Origin of the sequence: Marinomonas pontica, from assembly GCF_026191375.1 — a bacterium.
Taxonomy (GTDB): Bacteria; Pseudomonadota; Gammaproteobacteria; order Pseudomonadales; family Marinomonadaceae; genus Marinomonas; species Marinomonas pontica.
This window is the reverse complement of record NZ_JAODTL010000059.1, coordinates 18,820-39,904: the sequence shown is the minus strand read 5'-3', so window position 1 is coordinate 39,904 and position 21,085 is coordinate 18,820. Positions and strand designations below refer to the sequence as shown.

Here is a 21,085-nt window from a genome sequence, read left to right as displayed (position 1 = left end):
GGGGCGGCTAGTAGTGATAGCGACACTGAACGATGAATAACTGGTTATCATCGACTTTATAGACAAGTCTGTGTTCTCGATCTATACGTCTTGACCAGTAACCCGACCAGTTATGTTTTAGTGGTTCAGGATCTCCAAGTCCTTCAAAGGGGTGTCGGGTGACGTCTTTGATTAATGTATTGATGCGTTTAAGTGTTTTTTTATCTTTCTGTTGCCAGTAGAGATAATCTTGCCATGCATTTTCAGCCCAAGATAAAATCATTCCTCAATCAGTTCCCTTGTCTGAGTTTTGCCTGCTTCCACTTCGGCAATGGCTTCGTTTAAACGAGAGGCGTTTTTTGGACTTGCCATTAAATAAGCCGTTTCTTCATAGGCTTGGAAATCTTCCAAACTAATAAGTACAGCCGGTTTGCCGCCCTGACGAGTAATGAGAACGGGCTTGTGATCGTCATTCACTTTATCAAGCGTGCTAGCAAGATTTGTTCTAAATGCTGAATAACTTAATGTATCCATGAGGGTACTCCCTTAAAGTAAGTACTTGAAATTGTACTTGTACTTATTTTTGTACGCAATGCGTTAATTGTTAATTTAGTTGAAACAAATTCCCGCCGAGAGGTATTTTTCTAACTTAATTGCAGGAGCACAAAAAACCGCCATCCAGTTAAGCCAGAGGGCGGTTTATGTAACTCTAGTTGTTTGTTTCGTTAAGACGAACCAACCAACGTCCTATAGCGACTTTTCGCGCTTGCGCGTGGAGCAAGGGGCGTTGGTCGGTTCGGGTTGGCTGAAGACTGGTTCTCTTCGCGGCCTAGTTCCGAATCAAGTAATCGAACGCGCCAAGAGCCGCCGTCGCGCCAGATCCCATGGAGATGATGATTTGCTTGTACGGTGTCGTCGTAACATCGCCTGCTGCGAATACACCTGGAATAGAGGTTTCGCCGTGGGCATTGATAATGATTTCGCCGCGGTTGCTCAGCTCCAATGTGTCTTTTAGGAATTCGCTGTTCGGCACCAAGCCGATTTGTACGAAGATCCCCGCTACGTCCACAAGGTGTGACTCGTCCGTTAAACGGTCTGTGTATTTTAGGCCGATGACTTTTTGTCCATCACCAATAACCTCTGTGGTCATGGCGTTTTTGATGATGGTGACGTTTGGCAATGAGTTGGCTTTTTTCACCAATACATCGTCGGCACGCAAGGTGTCAGCAAATTCAAATACCGTCACGTGTTCTGTGATGCCTGCCAAGTCAATCGCGGCTTCGATACCGGAGTTACCACCACCAATCACGGCGGTTTTCTTGCCTTTGAACAAGGGGCCGTCACAGTGCGGGCAGTAAGCTACGCCCTTATTACGGTATTCTTGTTCGCCCGGTACGTTCATTTCTCTCCAACGTGCGCCAGTGGCTAACACAACGGATTTGCTCTTCAAAATGGCGCCGTTTTCAAGTTCTACTTCAATGAATTCTTTCTTCTCTAGGCGAACCGCTTTTTGCGTTTTCATCAAATCAACATCGTAATCCAATACGTGTTGTTCAAGGCCTGCGACCAATTTCGGGCCGTCAGTGGCTTTGACAGAGATGAAGTTTTCAATCGCCATGGTGTCACTGACTTGTCCACCAAAACGCTCGGCAACCACGCCCGTACGAATGCCTTTCCGCGCTGAATAAATCGCGGCGGCAGCACCCGCTGGCCCCCCACCTACGACCAACATGTCGTAAGGGGCTTTTTCTGATAAAGCGGCCGCTTGTTTGTCGGCCGCGTTGGTGTCCACTTTGTTCAATATTTCGTCCAAGGTCATGCGGCCTTGACCGAACAATTCGCCGTTTAGGTATACAGACGGAACGGCCATGATTTCGCGTTTTTCCACTTCGTCTTGGAATAAAGCGCCATCGATCATTGTGGCTGTGATGTTTGGGTTAAGCACAGCCATAAGGTTGACAGCCTGCACCACGTCTGGACAGTTGTGGCAAGAGAGGGAAATGTACACCTCAAAGTTAAGTTCGCGGTCTAGGCCTCTGATCTGATCCAGTGTGGCTTGAGCCGCTTTGGATGGATGTCCACCCGCTTGCAATAGAGCCAATACCAAAGAGGTAAATTCGTGGCCCATTGGAATGCCTGCAAAACGAACGCGAGGTGCTTGGCCTTGAGGACCAATCGCCATTTGTGGCGCACGACCTGCTGAATTCTCGTCTACAGATAAAGAAATTTTGTCGTTGCGTAGCTCGGTAATTTCACGCGCTAGGCTAAGTAATTCTTCTGCTTTCGCAGAACCATTTGAGGACACAGTAATCTCAATCGGATTAACGATATTTTGTAGGTATGTGCCCAACTGCTGTTTGATGTTTGCTTCTAACATGATGTAAAACCCGTTTTGATTGAGGTACTTGCGGTAGAGATTTAAAGAATAAAGGGGGTCAGATCCTTAAGATGAGTGTCACCTCAAGGGATCCCTTAATGTGGTATTAAGGGATCTGACCCCTTTTAGGGTCTTTTAAAGTCAGCTTAGATTTTGCCAACTAGGTCAAGAGATGGCGCAAGCGTCGCTTCACCTTCTTTCCATTTTGCTGGGCAAACTTCGCCTGGGTGAGTAGCAACGTACTGAGCTGCTTTTACTTTGCGAAGTAGGTCTTCAGCGTCACGGCCGATGCCTTCTGCTGTGATTTCCATCGCTTGGATCGTGCCTTCTGGATCGATCAAGAAAGTCGCGCGGTCAGCAAGACCTTGGCCTTCACGCATTACACCGAAGTTATTGGTGATGTTGCCTGCTTGGTCGCCTACCATGTAGTAGTTGATTTTGCCGATGGTTTCAGAGCTGTCGTGCCATGCTTTGTGAGTGAAGTGAGTGTCTGTAGACACAGAGAATACTTCAACGCCGCGAGATTGTAGCTCTTCGTATTTGTCTGCAACGTCACCGAGTTCCGTTGGGCATACGAAAGTGAAGTCAGCTGGGTAGAAGAAGAACACGGCCCATTTGCCTAGTACGTCTTTTTCAGAGATTTCTACGAATTCGCCGTTTTTAAAAGCAGTTGCATTGAATGGTTTGATTTGAGTGTTGATCATTGTGTTTCTCCTAAGTGATAGATCGTTTGCGTTACCAACGAGATCCATAATAAGGAGAATGGAGTTATTATTAAAATTGTTATTTTCTGTTCTTTTGATTAATAAAAACTATTTAATATTCTTTATCTGGGAGTAATGCACTTTGCCTGGAATGAATGCTCTTCATCGGGATAGGCGGAGCGGATTTTCTCGATGTCCGGCATGACCTGATGCAACAACTTGATGAGAGCCGGGTCAAAGTGCTGACCTGCGCTCTCGTCCATGTATTTCAAGGTGTCTTCAAGCGACCATGCGGCTTTGTATGGGCGTTTTGACAGCAGCGCGTCCATCACGTCGGCGATGGCAACAATGCGGCCTTCTAAAGGAATGGCGTCGCCGACTAAGCCTTGTGGGTAGCCTGAACCATCCCATTTTTCATGATGCGTGAGCGCAATGACTTCGGCCATTTTGAGCATTGGGTCGTCCTCACCATTAACCAGTATTTTCGCGCCGAAGACCGTATGTTGTTTCATGATTTCCCATTCGTCTGCGTTCAGCTTACCGGGTTTAAGAAGAATGGAATCGGCGATGCCTATTTTGCCCACATCGTGCATTGGTGCGGCGTTAAATACCATTTCTACCCATTCCGGGTTGCCACCGTACGCTTCTGCGAGCAATTTGGAGTAATGGCTCATGCGAATGACGTGCGCACCGGTTTCGTTGTCTTTGTACTCTACAGCTCGACCAAGATGCTGAATGATACGCAGCCGGTTTTGTTCAAGCGAACGAGTGCGTTCTTTGACTTTTTCCTGTAGCAGACGGCTTTGGTTGTACAGTGCTATGTGCGTACGCACGCGGGCTTTTACTCTGGGCGGGCTGATGGGTTTGGTTATGTAGTCAACGGCACCAAGTTCAAAACCTTGCTCTTCATCGCATGGGTTGGCTTTGGCGGTCACAAATAAGACCGGAATATTAGAGGTAACGGGGTTGGCTTTTAACTGACGGCACACTTCGTAGCCATCCATTTCTGGCATCATGACATCGAGTAAAATCATTTCGGGTTTGGGGTTGCTTTGTTGAGCGATTTGCAGCGCTCGCTTCCCATTGGTGGCGATTTTGAGATCGTAATCATTGCGCAGCGTGGCTGCCAATACATCGATGTTCTCGGGCGTGTCGTCCACAATGAGAATGATAGGTTTGTATTGGCTTTGATTAGGCATGGAAGAATCCGCTTTTATAATGAGTTAAGTCGTGTGTTTACTCTTGCGTTGGCATTAGTTGTTCTAATTTTTCTAACGCCGCTTCAAAATCATAGCGTGTAATAGACTGACGAATACTATGAATAATGTCGCTTTTTTCCGACTCTTCCGTGATGATTTCTAACTCGGCTGCCACAAGATCTGCGTCCAGTTTGTCGTCCATTAAAAGATCGTACAGCGCATTTAATAAACTTTGATAGTGTTCGGGTGACGTTTTTTGTCGTTTTTTTGTTGCAGTCGGTGTGTTTGACCCTAAATTGGCGCGTTTTGCCTTTTGAGCCAGAATAGGTGGAAGCACTCGCTGCAATTCTTTTTCTAGTCTAGCAAGCGCATCGGCAAAATGTGTCTCTGATTGCTCACACGCCGCTTCTAGTTCTGCCGCGCAGTGCATTAGGTCGATCATGCCGATATTTCCCGCGTTGCCTTTTAATGTGTGCAGCATGCGTAGGGCGTCTTCTTTGTCTTCTTGCTGAAATTTTTCACTAAATTGCGAGATGAAGACCGATTGAGAATCGTAAAAACGGAACAGTAAACGCCAGAAAAAATCGATGTCATGCTGAGTAATCGCCAGGCCAATGGCGAGGTCAATGCCGACAAGCTGTTCTAAGTCCTGTTGTGCTGCAGGAGTGAGGGCACGATGATTGGTGTTGGTCGTGACCGCTGGCGCCGTTTGAAGTTTGGCTTGTCTTGGCGTGATCCATTTTTTTAAGGTATCAAACATGGCGTTGACTTGGATCGGCTTGGAGATGTGATCATTCATGCCACTTTCAATGACTTTCTCTTTGTCGCCAGCAAGCGCGTTGGCGGTCATCGAAATGATGGGTAAGTCTTTGTATGTGGGGTTTTGACGGATGAGTCTGGTGGCGGTATAGCCGTCCATAACCGGCATTTGGCAATCCATCAAAATGCCATCGTAGGTGTTCTTTTCGAGCTGATCGAGCGCTTCTTGGCCATTGCTCGCCGTGTCAACGGTCAGGCCATGACTGAGCAGCAGTTCTTGCGCGAGCTCTAAGTTAAGAGGGTTGTCTTCCACCAGTAATACATGTGCGCCAATCAAGGAAGTGGCGTCAACTTGGGTCTTGAAGGTCTGCTTTATGGGGAGTGCTTTCTCTGTATGAGACGCTTGTATGACCGCGTCAAACAATGAAGAGGGCGTCACTGGTTTGGTTAGGAAACCGGCAATGTTGACATTTTTACTGGCGCGTTTGGCTTCTTCCAAACTGTAGGCGGTGACCATCAAGAGGGTTGGGAAATCGTCGTCGGACGCATGTTGTTCATGCAGAATACGACAGGTTTCGATGCCATCCATATCGGGCATTTGCCAATCCACCAACACCAAGGTAAATGGGTCTGTCGCTTTATTGGCGGCGATAGTTTCCAGTGCGTCCTGACCGCTGTGAACCGCGGTGGCGCGCAGCCCAAAGTTTTCAATAATATGATGCAATATATCGCGAGCCGAATCATTGTCGTCGACAATCAGCACGCGATGGGACAGCGGCAGACTGGGCAGCTTTTGTGCTGGCATCTGGCTGACTTCAAAAGGGACGGTGAAATGGAAGGTGCTGCCTTTGTTGACCACACTTTCTGCCCAGATATGCCCTTGCATTAGATCGGTGATTTTTTTCGAAATGGCAAGTCCCAGCCCCGTTCCTCCAAACTTGCGAGTCGTCGATGAATCCGCCTGAGAAAAGGATTGGAAAAGTCTGGCTTTTTGTTCTGGGCTGATGCCCATGCCTGTGTCTCTCACGCTGAAGTGCAGCTCAACCATATTGTCTTTTTGTTTGAAAACATGCGTTGAAATGACGATTTCACCTTGCTGTGTAAATTTAATGGCGTTGTTGCCTAGGTTCAGCAATATTTGACGGAGTCGCATTGGATCGCCAGTTAAGTGCGACGGTACATTGGGTGAAATATCGAATAAAAGTTCGAGGGATTTTTCCTCCGCTTTCAGAGCCAAAATATTGGCGACATCGCTAAACACATCATTCAGGCTAAAGTGAATACGCTCTATTTCTAACATGCCGGCTTCAATTTTAGAAAAGTCGAGAATGTCGTTAATAATTCCCAGTAAAGACTCAGCAGAATGGCTGACTTTTTCGATGTAATTGCGCTGTTTGTTGTCTAACTCTGTGAGCAGTGCCAGATGCGACATGCCAATGATGGCGTTCATTGGAGTGCGAATTTCGTGGCTCATATTGGCAAGGAAATCGCTTTTGGCCTTGTTGGCGTGTTCGGCGGTGTTTTTCGCAATTTCGAGCTCTTTTGTGCGGTTTTTTACTTCGACTTCAAGCTGTTCACGGTGTGCAATTAGAGCGTTCTCCGCCAGTTTTCGTTGTTGAATATTATGCCAAGTACACAAGGTCGCTGGGTGGTTGGCGATCATAATGCTCGCCATGGTGATTTCGGCGATGAGTGGCTGTTCTGTCGCGTCAGTGAAAAGCCATTCGAAGCGATGGTAACCTCGATCTTCTACCCGTTTGATGACGGTTTCGAGTGAATTGGAAGACCGACTGCCATCGGCCTGATTCATTGGACTGAGCTCGTCCATGGTTTTTTGTTTGATTTGACGTTCGTGAGTGAACCCCAATTGTTCGACTGCGGCTCTGTTGCACTCGACAATGCGGTGTCCACTCAAAATCCAAACAGGGTCTGGAGACAGTTCGAACATAGAGCGGAAGCGATTTTCACTGTCAATCAAATCCGCCAATTGCTTTTTCACTCGTCGGGATACAAGCACCGAAAGTGCCAGTAAGACAATGACGCCAATCATGGCGGTTGATGTCATTTTTTGAGCAAAATCGTTGAGTCGGTTTTCTACTTCCTGGTTGGTTTTTTGAGACTGATGTTGAACTTGTTCACCGATGGAGTCGAGCATTTTGGGTAAGTCTTGAAAGGCGTTGTAAAAACGTTGGTCTAATTGTCCTCGGTCGTTTTCAAGCTGTAATTGGTCAAAGCGCATTTGGTACAGGCCTAAACCAGAGGGCACTATGACACCGCGCTGTTGATTAATGTAATATTTTTGTCCGAACAGATTGTGAGCCAGTTTTTCGGTCAAGATGGCCATGCTTTTGGCTTCTTTTTCGTAGTTTTTTTCCATCAGCGAAGGCAGGCGATTTAAGCGTTCTAGTATGGGTTTGACGCCATTGTCTTTAAAATCCTTTAGGTTGTCTTTGACGGCTTCCGTTAGCATGAAATTAATAAACACTCTTAAATCCGACAGGTTCTGAATCACTTGGTGCATTTGGTAATTCAGTGGGTCGTTGCCCATTTCACTGAACTCAATCGCTAGGTTGGTCTTTTGGCTGCCTGTACTGTTGTTGTAACGATGCAGAATCACGGCTTCTTTGAGGCGAATTTTTCCTTCTACGGTATCGAGTAAGTCTCGCATCTGTTGCAAGGTATGTAAGGTGTCGTCTTTGTGTTTTTGGCTGGGGTAATTTTGCTGGAAGGTATTTCGTTGGCGGCTCCATACTTGAATGTCTACGGTGAGCTGTAATATTTGATTGAGTCCTGCGTTTAGCGAGGCGGATAAAATGCTAAATTCTAGGTCGTTTTTGCCGGCTTTTTCGAGTGTTTCTATGGCTTTATCAATTCTGTCTATTTGTTCTGCTGGTGGGTAAACGGCGGCATAGTCTTCTTTTAATACTTGGCGTAAGCGATATTGATGGGCGGGTAATAACTCCCGGAGCTCCGAGGACGCAAACAATAATTCATCTTGCGAGGCTCTGGCGTCTGTGTAGGTTGTTTTGAGGTCGTTTAATGCGGTGGAGAGCATGATAGTGAAGGCGATGGTCATTGCCATCGCCAAAAACGTAAGCAGCCAGACTAAGGATTGGATGTTGGATTTGGGTAGTTTGCTCGACACATTCATTCCGTAGGATTACCTATTCTAAGAGGCTGGCATTATTACTATACAGTTCAGGTACTTTGCTAAAAGGAACTGGTTTTAATTTACCGTCTTTTAGCTCAGTTAACCAGACGGAGTGACTGGCTTGATGCTCATCGGGAGAAAGCGTAAGCGGAACACCAATGCCGAGATCAAATTGTCCTAGAGATTCTAAGCCGTCAATAATTTTTTCACGATCGGTAGGTAAGACATCAGGTAGTGGTTTAATAAAGATTCTTGCGGCGATGTAGCCTTCCAAACTGAGTGAGTTCAATTCCGCTTGAGGTGAATATTGCGCCATGTCGCGATGAAAATCGGCCACAAGAGGAAGGCTTGTGTCGTTGAAGAAAGGCACAACTTGAGTCACCAAAACTCTGGCAGGTATATCCTGCAAGAGCTGTTCAAAGCGTCGACTGCCCATAAAGGAAATACCGACGAATAAAGGATCTAAACCATATTCTCTGGCCAACCGAATGAACTTGGCGCTCGGCCCAGCACTGCCAACCATAAACACGACTTTAGGGGTCGGATGATGGATAAGTAAGTCCGCTACGGCACTTTCGACCGCTAAGGTGTTGCGTGAGTATTCCATTTGGAAAAGGCCGTTTTTTGGGTCTATGTTGTGTTTATTGATAAGTTTGTTGAGGTGCTGGCGACTTGCGCTGCCAAACATATCCTGTTGATTAAAAAGAGCAATGTCATCTTGAGACAAAGAAAATTCGGCGGCTAATGTATCGAATACGGCCGTCAGTTCTTCCTCATAGCTGGCGCGATAATTGATTAAATACCGATCTGGCGTGGTAGGGCGGATAACCGAAGAGCCGGTTACTGGTGCGAACAGCAGTGTTTTGTCTTCCAGTGCAATGGGCGCGCTGACCGTGACGGTGGGGGTGCCAATGTTGCCAAACAACACGTTCACCAAATCTTCTTCGATTAGGGTTCTGACATTGGGTGCGACTCGTCTAGGTTCGTACGCATCGTCCATTGTGAGCAGCTGAATCGTGCGGCCAGTGTCATCGTGAAACCGTGCAAACGCGGCTTTTGCACCCGCACTAAAATCTTCTCCCATGGACGCATTGTCACCAGAAAACGCACCGCTCATCCCCAGCTTTATCATTTGCGCAGCAAAACCGTTGCTTGTAATGCACAAGCAACTGAGTGTGATCATGAGTGAAACGATGCGGCGCCGTGATACGACCATAGCTTTATTTTTCTCCATCGTGCGGTATTTTGATTAGATAGCTTATGTACGCAATGGTTCAAAAAACGGATCTAGATCAAAAAGACCGATCAGATGAGATCATTGTAGAGCTTTTGGTTGAAAAATTAAGGAAGAAATTGTGTGGAATGTGTCGCGATTTGTTACGGTTGTGCATTTTTTGAGCGCAAGCCCTAATCAATTAACGATGGTTTTGATTAGGGCGTAATCTCCACAACTAGCGCCACTGGGCGAGTCGCGCCATTTGCAAATGGCGTTCTTGCTCGGCCTGATCGACCGTGATGGGCGTAAATTGAATAATATCGCCCGGTTTCTGTTGCGCTAAAATGCTGCCGCCAACGCGGGTTACACAGCCCATTTTTGGATAACCGCCAATGGTTTGTCGGTCTTGCAGCAGGACAATAGGCTGGCCATCTTTCGGGATCTGAATCGCCCCATAAGCAATGCCCTCGGAGATAATGCCTTTTAAGTTGCTGTGGACTTCTTGACCTTCCAAGCGATAACCCATGCGGTCTGAATTTGACGACACCTTGTAATCGCTAGAGAAAAAGTTTGCCCGTTCCAATACGGAGAAAGACTGGTATTGATAGCCCAAAATCACCGGAATTTCTGTTTGGCTGTAATCTGGAATGGCTAAGCGTGGTACAGATCGTTGTTGGTGTTCTGTGCCGGCTTGGTATATCAAACGATCGCCTTTTTGCAATTTGTCGCCTTTGCCTGTTAAACCGCCAATTTTTTCCCGCATTACCGTCGCCACACTGCCGAGGGTTGGCTCACAGAGAAAACCGCCTTTCACCGCGAGATAAGCGCGCAAGCCCCAAACTGGCTGGTGGAAGGCCAAAATATCGCCCTTTTTAATGGCGTAAGTTTGCCAAGGCGTGATGCTTCTATCGTTTAGCGTAGCGCCAAGATCCGCGCCAGTGATCGCAACGCTGGTGTCGGCTTGTGCCTCCAAAGTCAACATGCCAAAGGTGATTTCGATTTGAGGGCTGTTGTCGTGATTATCCAGTAATGCATTGCCCCAACGAAAAGCGACTTCGTCCATGGGGCCGCCCGTGGTTAGGCCAATGGATTGATGGCCATGGCGGCCCAAGTCTTGAATCAGCGCCAACAAACCGGGTTTGATTACCTTAAAAGCCATCGAGCTGACCTCCTTGCACTAAGAATTCATCCCGAGAGATAGGCTCAAATCGCACCGAATCCCCCATGGCGATCAACGCGAGGTTTTTACTGCCCCAATCGATCAAATTGACGGGAGTGCGGCCAATAATTTGCCAACCTCCAGGGGTGATACTGGGGTAAACGGCGGTCTGATTTTCGGCCAACGCCACACTGCCAATGGGGACTTTTAAGCGGGGGGTGGTTTTTCTTGGCACGTGAAGCTCATCGGGTGTATTGCCTAAGAAGGCAAACCCCGGCGTAAAGCCAATCGCATAGGCGCGATACGTTGTTTCGCAGTGCCGTTTGATCACCTCATCAACGCTTAGATTGCAGTGCTTGGCCACGTCTTCGATATCTGGCCCGACCTCTTTGCCGTAATACACGGGAATCACCACTTCGCGCTGATCTTTGAGCGAAAACTTAGTGGGGTCAATGGCTTCTATGGTCTGGCGAATGGTTTTGAAAATCGCAAAGCGGTCATAATGATCGTCATCAAACACCACCAACAGCGTGGTGTAGGAAGGCACCAAATCGACAATGCCTGCCAATGTCACCAGTTCCTGTGTCACTTGGGCGATGTAATTAGACGTGGCTTCGCTAATCACCTGACTAAAGGTCAGTAAGCAGGCCTGATTGCTGACCATGTCTATGCTTGGAAAATCGTCACGACTCATGATTTATTTCACGTCTGTTTTCGTTGTCTGAGACCGCGTTAGGCTATCAACCAACGAGCGAATACGAGTGACCGCATCCAGCGCATGTGCGCCATCGCCATGCACGCAAATGGTATCCGCATGGATCGCAAGCTGTTTGCCAGATGCAGTGGTTAAGGTGCCCGACTCGCACAGTTGCTCGACTTGTTTTTCGATTAAGTCAAAACTGGCGTGAACCGCATTGGGTTCTTTACGGGGCGTGAGTCGACCTTCGTCTGTGTATAAACGGTCTGAAAAGGCTTCAAACCAAACACTCAGCCCATATTTTTTGGCCATCGCCTTGATTTCCGGCGCTTCTGGCACGGCCATCACCATCAATGGTAAGGTCGCGTCTAGTTCGCTGACGGCTTGCATGACGGTGTTCAATACAGTGAAATCCGCCATCATGGTGTTGTATAGCGCGCCATGTGGTTTAACGTAATCCACTTGGGTATTTTGGCTTTCGCAAATGCCCTTTAGTGCCCCTATTTGGTATTGAATAATTGCTTTTAGTTCCGTTGGCGCGATGTCCATATTACGACGGCCAAAACCAACCAAATCAGGGTAAGCGGGGTGCGCGCCAATGGTGACATTATGCTGTTTCGCCAAGGCAACGGTTTTCGCCATGGTCAATGGGTCAGAAGCATGGAAGCCGCAGGCGATGTTGGCTTGATCGACAAAGGGCATGATTTTATCGTCTAAGCCCATTTTCCACGCGCCGAACGCTTCGCCCATATCACAATTTAATTTCATCTTTATTCCTTGTGCTTGTTGACTGTCTAGACCGTTACTTTTGAGACATGGTGGTTGGCAAATAGGTAACGATTTCTGGAAACACACTGATCAGTAAAATCGCCACGCCAATCAATAAGAAGAAAGGTAGAGCGGCTTTGGCGACATACAAAATATTTTTCCCCGTTAGTGATTGGATCACAAAGAGGTTAAAGCCAACCGGCGGAGTGATTTGCGACATTTCCACCACCAACACAATGAAAATACCAAACCATAGCAAGTCAATGTTCGCGGCTTGCACCATAGGCAGAATCACCGCGACTGTGAGCACTACCACAGAAATTCCATCCAAGAAACAGCCTAGCACCACGAACAACACCGTAAGGTAAAGGATCAATTCCATTGGCGATAGCGACATGCCAGAAATCCATAAAGCCAAGGCTTTGGGGATGCCCAAAAAGCCCATCGCCAGCGTAAGAAAGTGTGCGCCAACCAAGATGAAGCCAATCATACAGGAGCTTTTTACCGCGCCTAATAAACTGTCCATGAAACTGTGACGGCTTAACGATCCCGTGCAAGCGGCTAGAATGAGCGCGCCCGTTACCCCAATGGCTGCAGCCTCTGTGGGTGTCGTGATACCACCGTAAATAGAACCCAAAACAAAACCGATTAAGCCAACAACAGGCAGCAGCTTTCGCAAGCCTTTAATGCGTGCTGACCAGCTGATTTCGTGTCCGGTGGTGTTGGGTAACTCGTCTTTGTGAAGGTAACCCCAGATCATGGTAAAGCCCATAAACAGACAGACCAAGAGCAATCCCGGCAACGCACCCGCGATAAATAAGCGGGCGATGGACACTTCCGCCGCCACACCATACACAATCAAAATGATGGAAGGTGGAATCAACAGGCCTAATGTTCCAGAACCGGCCAAGGTGCCAATGGCCATACGGTCGCTGTAGCCTTGTTTGCGCAGCTCTGGCAAGGTCATGCGACCAATGGTCGCCGCGGTTGCCGCAGAAGAGCCAGACACCGCCGCAAAAATGCCGCAGCTAAGAATATTAACGTGCAGTAATTTACCCGGAACACCGCCTAACCAAGGTGACAAACCTTTGAACAAATCTTCTGATAAGCGCGTACGAAACAGCACTTCGCCCATCCAAATGAACAAGGGCAATGCGGTCAGCGACCACGCGGTACTCGCCCCCAGCTGGACGTCGCGAAAAGGAGATCAACTTGGTAGTTTTCAGACAGAATTAACCCCAAGCCACCAATGGCGATTAAGGTAAAAGACACCCAAACGCCAAGCGACAAAAGCGCGAGCATGGCAAACGCCAGCAGGATAGAAATCCACATCATATCCATTAGATTTCCTCCAAAGACAAACTGTCTTCTTGTTCGCTATAGGTTGGTTGTTTGCCACGTAACACCATGATCAAAGCGTCTAAAATGGCCAAATTGAGGGCAACAACGCCAATGGCAACCGTGGTTTGCGGTATCCACAACGGCACGGGAATGTAGCCGTAAGAGACTTCATCATAAATGTAAGATTCGTACACCATGTAAGAGCATGCGTAAGATAGGTAACATAAAAGGCAGAATGATAAGACTAAAATAGTGCCTTCTTGGATTTTTCTGGGCAGCGGAGAAAAGCGCTCAATCAGTAAGGTGACACGAATATGACCGCCTTCACGAAAGGTGTAAGCCAATCCAAGAAAGGTGGATGCTGCTAACGCGTAACCGGCAAAGTCTTCCGCAGAGGGGACAATAAAGCCGCATAAGCGACCAACGATCTGCGCTAACAAAAGCAACGTAATAACCACGATGCACAAACCGGATAACAGGCCAGAGCAGAGGTAAAGTTTTTCTTTTAATTGGCTCATAGTGTTCACTTTTTGAGGCGTATTGACTAATCCCTCCCCTTATCGTCAAGGGTTAGGGAGGGGTGGTTCGTCTTTTCTTTGATCCCCACCCAGCCCCCCTTCGCAGGAGGGAGGTGTATTTACTATTTCAGTTAGGTGGGGGATTTATATCGCTAATTAGTTCTGGTAACGCGTTAGGATCTCGCCGACTTCTTTTGGCGCTTCTGCTTTCCACTCTTCTGTCATGGTTTTGCCTATGGCTTGCAGTTCTTTCAACAGTTGAGGAGACGGCTCTGAAACCACCATGCCGTTTTCAATTAAGGTGGCTTTGTCTTTCGCAGCGCGTGCGGCTACTTTTGTCCAGCCTGCGGCTTCAGCGTGTTTTGCAGCGTCCAAAATCACTTGTTGAGTGGCTTTATCTAAACGACGAAAAGCGCGTTTATTCACCACAATGATGTTTTTAGGAATCCACGCTTTTACGTCGGTGTAGTTGTTTACATAATCCCACGCTTGGCTATCCACACCGGTGGATGGCGAGGTGATCATGGCTTGAATGATGCCCGTACTGAAGGCTTGTGGGATGTCTGGTACTTGAATCGTGGTTGGGGTGGTTCCCATTAGATCCGCAAGGCGGGACGTTGATGGGCTGTAAGCGCGCATCTTTTGTCCTTTTAGGTCGGCCAAACTGTTCACTGGATCTTTGCTGTAAAGGCTCTGCGCTGGCCACGCTACTGCATAAAGCAGCATCATACCGTCTTTATCCAATTGTTTGGAGACCGCTGGCTTCGCCGCTTCCCACAGCTTTTTCGCGTCTTCAAAAGACGTCGCTAAGAAGGGAATATTATCGTGCTTATACACGGGGTTTTCGTTGCCAAGAATCCCCAAGAAAACTTCGCCCATTTGCACTTGGCCGGTTTTACCGAACGAGGAATCTCAGTGTGTTTCACCAAAGAGCCACCAGAGTGAACGGTAATGTCCAATTCCCCTTTGGTGTTTTCTTTGATTTCTTGCGCGAAAGTATAAGCGATTTGAGTGGGCAGGTTACCGTCACCGTAAGGTGTTGGCATGTGCCATTTTTCAGCAAAACTCGCCGTCGAAGTAAGACCACTGATAGCGACGCCACCAATGAGTAGAGCACGATTTAATGTCATCATTGTTCCGTTCCTGTTTTGATGTTGTTGTAGTGTGTTGCCTGTTATTTCTTATTATTTTGCCTACCTAGGTGCTTTTGTCTCATTCAAAAATGATGGGCTAAAGCACCGCCAGATCCATGTCTAAAATATCCGTCACCAGCATTTTTCCCGGTGCATGAGTAATACAAATAGGCGGTTTTGCATTACGAATCGCCACCTGCGGTGTTACGCCACATGCCCAAAAAACAGGGACTTCACCGTCTTTGATACTGACAGCATCACCATACTCTGGTTTGCCTAAATCCGTAATGCCAATGTCTTGTGGTGAACCAAAGTGTAGTGGAGCGCCGTGCGCTTTGGGAAAACGAGTGGTAATTTGAATGGCACGAATGGCATCTTTTGGAACATAAGGACGCATGGTCACCACGGTATTACCGAAAAACGCCCCGCAGGCACCGTCGCAATGTTGGTTTCAAACATAGACACATTAACGTCTTCTTCTATGTTTCTCGGGGTTAGCCCTGCTTGTGACAACGCATGTTCAAACGAAAAAGAACAACCCAAGACAAAAGCCACCATGTCGTCTTGCCATAGGTCTTCAATGTCCGCGCGGCTTTCGACTTTCTCGCCATTGCGATACACATAGTATTCGGGAATGTCGTGGCGCATATCAATATCATGACCCAGTTCCGGCATGTTGAAATCGCCCACTTCAGAGACGCCTATCAAAGGGCAAGACACTGGATTCTTTTGGCAGTAAAGCAAAAACTCGCTCGCCCAATCCGCCGGTAAAATCACCACGTTGCCTTGCATCGCGCCTTGTACCAAACCGCTGGTAGGCCCAGTGTGCGCTTTGCTGCGGATCGCTTGGCGTAAATCATAGGTTTGTTGCAATAACGGAGACGGAGTGGGGTTCATGGATGTTTTCCTTATTCTTGCCACAATTGGATTGTCTAAGAGTAGATCTAGCTTGGTCGTAAAGTCTAATCGTGATTTTTTGGGTAATTTGATCAATTTTTTTATCAAGGCGCTGTCGTCTGATTATTCTCCCTTTGACGAAACGGATCAACAACGGTACTTTTTGACGCAATGTATGATCAACACTAGGCGAATGTATGACGCAATCAAAACCATCGAATGTTGCTTGGCAAGGCCGAGATTTGATCGCTGAGTGGAAGCGCTCCTTGGGCATTATTGAGACAAAAGGTCAGTCCGTTTTTACTGAGCTTTTTGATTATGTCGAGCCACAACAGGGCGTTTTAAATGGGTCGATTATTTCGATCAAGGACTTGTTTCAAGTGCAAGGCTATAAGACGCAAGCAGGATCGATTTTTTTAGATAATACGCCCGCCGAGCAAGACGCGGTCGCGGTCTCTCAGTTACGAAAAGCAGGTGCGAGCTTCGTGGGGCACACCAATATGACCGAGCTGGCGTATTCGGGGCTGGGTTTGAATCCGCATTATGGCACGCCTGACAACCCGATACAGGCCGGTCGCATTACCGGTGGTTCAACCAGTGGTGGCGCAGCATCGGTGGCGTTGGGTGTGGCGGATGCCGCGCTGGGTACTGACACGGGTGGATCATTGCGCATTCCAGCGGCGTTTTGTGGCTTAACGGGGTTTAAGCCCTCACAACACTCGGTATCAAGAGAAGGCTGTTTGCCCTTGTCCGATTCACTTGATTCGGTCGGTCCAATGGCCAAAACAGTAGAGGAGTGCGAGTTGTTGTGGCAGGTATTGTCTGCAACAACAACGCCAGCGGATTTCTCCAGAAGCGCAGACTCTTCTCCGCTAAAACTAGTGGTACCCAGTAACTTTGGTATGAATGATTTGGATGCGCCCGTTGAGAAAGGTTTTGCCGAGAAATTATCTCAGCTTGAAGCCGCAGGCATGGCGATTGAGCGGCGTTTTATTGATGCGCTAGAAACCTATAAAACCTTGCCTGTTTGGCAGTTTTCGGCGTTTGAATGTCAGGCGTTTTATGGTCAAGATTACGATCTAGAAAACGCAGACATTGACCCGCGAGTGGCGTCACGTATCGCACGTGCCAAAACCTTCATGCCGAAGACTTCCAGCAAACGCTCGTGGCGCGAGCGGCTTTTATTGAACGAATGGCAAAAGAAGAGCCGAATACGGTTTTCCTATTGCCAACCGTGGCGGTCGTCGCGCCCAAACTGTCTGATTTAGAAGAGGACGCGGAATACGATCGTCTTAACTTGTTGTGCTTGCGTAATACATCGCTGGCCAACGTATTGAACGGTTGCAGTATTTCCTTGCCGTTTCGATTTAAAAACGAGCCAATGGGGCTGATGCTCACCGCCGCAAATGGCATGGACAAGGCGCTACTTGCATTGGCGAAACGCGTTGAACCGATCGTGGCGTATTAAGGCGCATTATAATGTGGTGAGGGCTCATAGCGGCTGATTTCCAAACCGGTTCCGACCGGCAGAAGTACTCCGCTCATGTGGGCTTTTGCTCTTACTGCAAGGCCGTAATCTTTGACTTCCTGATTGCCCGGCCGGATCATGTTGTCGGCGACAACGATGGCGCCAGGGTTCAGTTTTGGATAAAAGACGTCCAAGCAGGGAACGTACATGTCCTTCCACAAATCCAATAAAATAAAGTCGAATTTGCCCTCATATTGCTGAATAAGTTCAACCGCGTCACCAATCTGAAAGTCGATATAGTCTGCTAGCCCCGCCTCGGTGGCTTTTTGTTTGGCGTAATCGCTTTTGTATTGATGCATTTCAAGTGTGGTCACACGACCGCCCGTTGCTTTGGCTGCTTCAGCAAGCCAAATGCCAGAATAGCCAAACGAGGTACCGATTTCCAAGATATTGGGGGCTTTTAAGCTTTTAACCAGCTAGGTTGAGTAATTGGCCAGTGTCTGGGCCTACGGCTCTCATGCGCTGATCGTGACCGCCATCTCGGCCGCCTTTTGGTTCTATTCTTGGGGCTTGTCGCTCTTGCTGAATGCGCTGGTGGTATTGCTCTAAAACCGCTTGTATTTGATGATCCATTAACACTTCCTTTTTAACCAACAAAGTTGAGATGCAACGATGCTGCCGTCTTTTGTTGATCAAATCAAGATGGTTTTCATTATCATTCTCATTGTTTGGACATTGTGACGCGGTCTCTTCTTATTGATTGTATTCTTCGGCGGCCAGCACGGCGATGTTGGTGGCGATTTCTGCAATGGGGTTGAAGGGTTCATCGGAATAGGACGCTGTGAAGGTCAGGTCGCTGGGTGTCCAAACCGCACGAATTTTTTGCAGACTGCCCGCTTCCAGTTCTTTGGCAATCATAATGTTCGGCAAGGTAGAAATACCGACCGCATCAATGGCTAAACTTCGGCAGGCGGCCAACGAGGTAGAGGCGAAGAAGTGCGCAGGTGCGCCATCCAGTTCACGGAATTTTTGGTTTATTTCCACATAAGGCTTGGTGGCACGGGCGTAGGTAATAATGGGCCATTTGGCCAATTCCTCTAAATACAGCAAGCGATCAGGTAGCTCTAATGTGGGGCTGGCGACCCAAGACAGCGAAAACGTACACAACGCTCGGTTCACAATGTTGGGTTCGGAAATGGGGCCCATGAGCAATCCTAAATCTAGGGATCTGTCTTTAATTCCAGTGGTTAAGTTTGAGGTGATGTCCACTGTCATTTCGACGTCTAGGTTGGGCATGTCATTGTGTAAACGAGAGAGAAAATCGGGCAACCAAGTATTAACAATGGTTTCAGACACCCCCAAACGCAGTACGCCTGTGTAAGCGTTGGAAATATTGGCGCGTTTTTTCAGTTGCTCTGTCTGATAGAGAATTTTCTCTATGTACGGCAGCAATTCTTTGCCTTTTGACGTCAGAGTGATCGGACTGGAGCCTCCTTCACGCTCAAACAATTTAACGCCCAGCTCCTCTTCTAATCCTGAAATGCGTGCTGAAATAGCGGGTTGTGTGGTGTGCAGTCGTTCGGCGGCCTTACGGAAATTGCCTAACGAGGCAACCCAGACGAAGGTTTCTAGGCGTTTATAGTTCATGTTATTGCTCCGTAAGAGACCTCAATAAAGTCGTTATTGTGCAAAAGGGTATAAGGCTGACAGTGTTTCGGCAATCTTTTCGTCAACTCTTGTCAGAGTCATAGGAGTGGCACAGACCTTGCGGTATGCTGTACAAAATTTAATAGGATCCTTATGAAAATGAACAAATTGATTACCTTGTTATTAAAAGGGTTAGTGGCTGTTTTGCCCATTGGGTTAACGGTGTATTTGATTTATTGGTTGTTGGCGACGGGCGAGGCGATTGCTCAGCCGGTCTTGTTATTGCTGATTCCTGATGCCTTGTATTTCCCCGGCTTAGGCTTGATCGCCAGCTTAGGCATGTTGGTGTTAACCGGTTTTTTGGTGAACCTGTACGGTATTCGCTACTTGGTGAAATTAAGCCATAACATTTTCGAACGTATTCCGTTAGTGAAGTCCATTTATGGTGCGATTAAAGACATGATGATGGTCTTTAATTTGGCGGAAAAAAAGGAAATGAAAAGCGTGGTGTCCATTGAATGGAATGGCGCGCAGGTGATTGGCTTTATCACTGGTGAGAAAACCGGACAGCAATTGTTTGCAGACCAAGATCTGGTGGGGGTCTATGTGCCATTGAGTTATCAAATTGGCGGCATGACCTTGTATATTTCCCGCGATAGATTGACAGAGCTGGACATTGGCGTGGAAGAAGCGATGCGTTTGGCATTGACCGCAGGAGTGCAGAGTCGACCTAAGTCCTAACGATTACCCTAAACTTTGTGGATTAGCCATTGGGGCTTGGGGGAAAATTCTTTATCATGCGTGTTTTTTTATAGTGGGTATGGGTCAGTATGCAAAATGCGGTGCAAACGCAAAAAACAGTCATTGTTGTTGGCGCGGGCCCAGCGGGTCTGATGGCAGCAGAAGGGATTTGTGCCGCAGGTCATCAAGTCCATGTATACGATGCTAAGCCCAGCGCGTGCCGCAAGTTTTTATTAGCGGGTGTGGGTGGCATGAACATCACTCATTCCGAAGCGTACCCCGAATTCATTCAGCGTTACTACGACAAAGCCGATTGGCTGGACACGTCGATTCGTCACTTCAATGCCGATGATTTATGCGATTGGATCCATGCGTTAGGCATTGAAACCTTTGTTGGTACCTCTGGCCGCGTTTTTCCCAAAGACATGAAAGCCGCGCCATTACTGCGTAACTGGTTAAAACGCTTACGCGATGCGGGTGTGCAGTTTCATATGCGCCACAAAATGGTCGCGTTGTCGGTCAATGATGTTGTTTTTGATCACGCTGGTGAAAGCGTGACGGCAAAAGCGGATGCGATTGTGTTGGCAATGGGCGGTGCGAGCTGGCCGAAGTTGGGTTCTGACGGTGCTTGGCTTCCGGTGTTGACGGAAAAGGGCATTGATGTCGCTCCTCTGCAAAGCGCCAATTGCGGTTTTTACAGCGAGTGGAGTGAGCACTTACAATCCAAGTTTGCGGGCAGCCCTCTTAAAGACGTGGCGTTTTCTTTTGCGTTAGAAGACGGACGTGTCGTGACGAAAAAGGGCGAATGCATTGTCACCCGCGATGGCATGGAAGGCAGCCTGATTTATGCGTTTTCTAAATATTTGCGTGACGGCATCAATGCGTCCGGTCGGTCGTCGTTATTGATGGATTTCCTACCTCTGCAAAGTGAAGCGCAAGTCATTCAAAAGCTGCGTAACACGAAACCAAAAGAATCCTTTAGTAAGTATTTGAAGCGCACCTTGGGCATCAGCGGCGTGAAAGCGGCGCTGCTGTACGAGGCATTTCCAAAAGACGCCTTTCAGACACCTGACACTTTGGCGAGATGCTTAAAAGCCGTGCCGGCAAGTTTTTACAAAACCAAGCCCATTGAAGAAGTGATCTCGAGTGCGGGCGGTGTGTGTGAAAACAGTGTCGATGAGAAACTCATGTTGAAAGCCATGCCCGGTGTGTTTTGTGCTGGTGAGATGCTGGATTGGGAAGCGCCAACGGGCGGCTATTTATTAACGGCGTGTTTTGCGACGGGCCGATTGGCCGCACAGGGTGTCCGTGAGTTTTTAACCTGATCGATA

20 protein-coding genes and 2 pseudogenes are annotated in these 21,085 nt (G+C 47.9%); 4 read left to right on the top strand and 18 right to left on the bottom strand.

What is annotated here, in order from left to right:
• Positions 1-7: 7 nt before the first annotated feature.
• The 15 genes and pseudogenes from N5P32_RS17425 to N5P32_RS18100 all read right to left on the bottom strand — a co-directional run bounded on the left by N5P32_RS17425 (position 8) and on the right by N5P32_RS18100 (position 15,559).
• Positions 8-262, bottom strand: coding sequence for a Txe/YoeB family addiction module toxin (locus N5P32_RS17425; protein ID WP_265730280.1), 255 nt, complete (start codon positions 260-262; stop codon positions 8-10).
• Positions 259-513 (bottom strand): type II toxin-antitoxin system Phd/YefM family antitoxin, encoded by a 255-nt coding sequence (locus tag N5P32_RS17420; RefSeq protein WP_265730279.1) that lies wholly within the window; start codon positions 511-513, stop codon positions 259-261. The genes N5P32_RS17425 and N5P32_RS17420 overlap by 4 nt, the downstream gene beginning before the upstream one ends.
• A 295-nt stretch (positions 514-808) precedes the next feature.
• The gene (gene ahpF, locus N5P32_RS17415) at positions 809-2,356 is read right to left on the bottom strand and encodes an alkyl hydroperoxide reductase subunit F (protein WP_265730278.1); all 1,548 of its coding nucleotides are present in this window, start codon (positions 2,354-2,356) and stop codon (positions 809-811) included.
• A 146-nt stretch (positions 2,357-2,502) separates the two neighbouring features.
• Positions 2,503-3,060 carry an alkyl hydroperoxide reductase subunit C gene (ahpC, locus tag N5P32_RS17410; protein ID WP_265730277.1) on the bottom strand — a complete coding sequence of 186 codons (558 nt, stop codon included), beginning with the start codon at positions 3,058-3,060 and terminating at the stop codon, positions 2,503-2,505.
• A 122-nt stretch (positions 3,061-3,182) separates the two neighbouring features.
• A complete protein-coding gene (locus tag N5P32_RS17405) occupies positions 3,183-4,259 on the bottom strand; it encodes a response regulator (RefSeq protein WP_265730276.1) in 1,077 nt (358 codons plus the stop codon).
• 37 nt (positions 4,260-4,296) lie between these two features.
• Entirely contained in the window at positions 4,297-8,163 is a 3,867-nt protein-coding gene (locus tag N5P32_RS17400) for a response regulator (protein WP_265730275.1), read from the bottom strand.
• 19 nt (positions 8,164-8,182) lie between these two features.
• A complete protein-coding gene (locus N5P32_RS17395) occupies positions 8,183-9,385 on the bottom strand; it encodes an ABC transporter substrate-binding protein (RefSeq protein ID WP_265730274.1) in 1,203 nt (400 codons plus the stop codon).
• Between the two features lie 235 nt (positions 9,386-9,620).
• Positions 9,621-10,544 carry a 5-oxoprolinase subunit C family protein gene (locus N5P32_RS17390; protein ID WP_265730273.1) on the bottom strand — a complete coding sequence of 308 codons (924 nt, stop codon included), beginning with the start codon at positions 10,542-10,544 and terminating at the stop codon, positions 9,621-9,623.
• Positions 10,534-11,238 (bottom strand): 5-oxoprolinase subunit PxpB, encoded by a 705-nt coding sequence (gene pxpB / locus N5P32_RS17385; RefSeq protein ID WP_265730272.1) that lies wholly within the window; start codon positions 11,236-11,238, stop codon positions 10,534-10,536. Before pxpB ends, N5P32_RS17390 begins: the two co-directional genes overlap by 11 nt.
• Before the next feature lie 3 nt (positions 11,239-11,241).
• Positions 11,242-12,009 carry a 5-oxoprolinase subunit PxpA gene (locus N5P32_RS17380; RefSeq protein ID WP_265730271.1) on the bottom strand — a complete coding sequence of 256 codons (768 nt, stop codon included), beginning with the start codon at positions 12,007-12,009 and terminating at the stop codon, positions 11,242-11,244.
• Between the two features lie 34 nt (positions 12,010-12,043).
• Positions 12,044-13,350, bottom strand: a pseudogene (locus tag N5P32_RS17375) (TRAP transporter large permease).
• Positions 13,350-13,868, bottom strand: coding sequence for a TRAP transporter small permease (locus tag N5P32_RS17370; protein ID WP_265730270.1), 519 nt, complete (start codon positions 13,866-13,868; stop codon positions 13,350-13,352). Before N5P32_RS17370 ends, N5P32_RS17375 begins: the two are co-directional and overlap by 1 nt.
• 156 nt (positions 13,869-14,024) lie before the next feature.
• A complete protein-coding gene (locus N5P32_RS17365) occupies positions 14,025-14,705 on the bottom strand; it encodes a TRAP transporter substrate-binding protein (protein ID WP_265730269.1) in 681 nt (226 codons plus the stop codon).
• Entirely contained in the window at positions 14,675-15,001 is a 327-nt protein-coding gene (locus N5P32_RS17360; RefSeq protein ID WP_265730268.1) for a type 2 periplasmic-binding domain-containing protein, read from the bottom strand. Before N5P32_RS17360 ends, N5P32_RS17365 begins: the two co-directional genes overlap by 31 nt.
• Positions 15,002-15,098: 97 nt before the next feature.
• Positions 15,099-15,559 (bottom strand): annotated as a pseudogene (locus N5P32_RS18100) (D-glutamate cyclase family protein).
• A 536-nt stretch (positions 15,560-16,095) separates the two neighbouring features.
• On the opposite strand from N5P32_RS18100, the gene N5P32_RS17350 reads away from it, so the two are divergent.
• Positions 16,096-17,166 carry an amidase family protein gene (locus tag N5P32_RS17350; RefSeq protein WP_265730267.1) on the top strand — a complete coding sequence of 357 codons (1,071 nt, stop codon included), beginning with the start codon at positions 16,096-16,098 and terminating at the stop codon, positions 17,164-17,166.
• Positions 17,124-17,366, top strand: coding sequence for a hypothetical protein (locus N5P32_RS17345; RefSeq protein WP_265730266.1), 243 nt, complete (start codon positions 17,124-17,126; stop codon positions 17,364-17,366). The genes N5P32_RS17350 and N5P32_RS17345 overlap by 43 nt, the downstream gene beginning before the upstream one ends.
• On the opposite strand, the gene N5P32_RS17340 is transcribed toward N5P32_RS17345, so the two are convergent.
• From N5P32_RS17340 to N5P32_RS17330, 3 genes are all read right to left on the bottom strand, one after another.
• The gene (locus N5P32_RS17340) at positions 17,363-17,812 is read right to left on the bottom strand and encodes an O-methyltransferase (RefSeq protein WP_265730265.1); all 450 of its coding nucleotides are present in this window, start codon (positions 17,810-17,812) and stop codon (positions 17,363-17,365) included. The two genes, N5P32_RS17345 and N5P32_RS17340, sit on opposite strands and share 4 nt — an antisense overlap.
• A 22-nt stretch (positions 17,813-17,834) precedes the next feature.
• Entirely contained in the window at positions 17,835-17,999 is a 165-nt protein-coding gene (locus N5P32_RS17335; RefSeq protein WP_265730264.1) for a hypothetical protein, read from the bottom strand.
• Between the two features lie 120 nt (positions 18,000-18,119).
• Positions 18,120-19,013 carry a LysR family transcriptional regulator gene (locus tag N5P32_RS17330; RefSeq protein WP_265730263.1) on the bottom strand — a complete coding sequence of 298 codons (894 nt, stop codon included), beginning with the start codon at positions 19,011-19,013 and terminating at the stop codon, positions 18,120-18,122.
• 153 nt (positions 19,014-19,166) lie between these two features.
• On the opposite strand from N5P32_RS17330, the gene N5P32_RS17325 reads away from it, so the two are divergent.
• Positions 19,167-19,754 (top strand): DUF502 domain-containing protein, encoded by a 588-nt coding sequence (locus tag N5P32_RS17325; RefSeq protein ID WP_265730262.1) that lies wholly within the window; start codon positions 19,167-19,169, stop codon positions 19,752-19,754.
• Positions 19,755-19,843: 89 nt separating this feature from the next.
• The gene (locus tag N5P32_RS17320) at positions 19,844-21,079 is read left to right on the top strand and encodes a TIGR03862 family flavoprotein (RefSeq protein ID WP_265730261.1); all 1,236 of its coding nucleotides are present in this window, start codon (positions 19,844-19,846) and stop codon (positions 21,077-21,079) included.
• Positions 21,080-21,085: the final 6 nt, after the last annotated feature.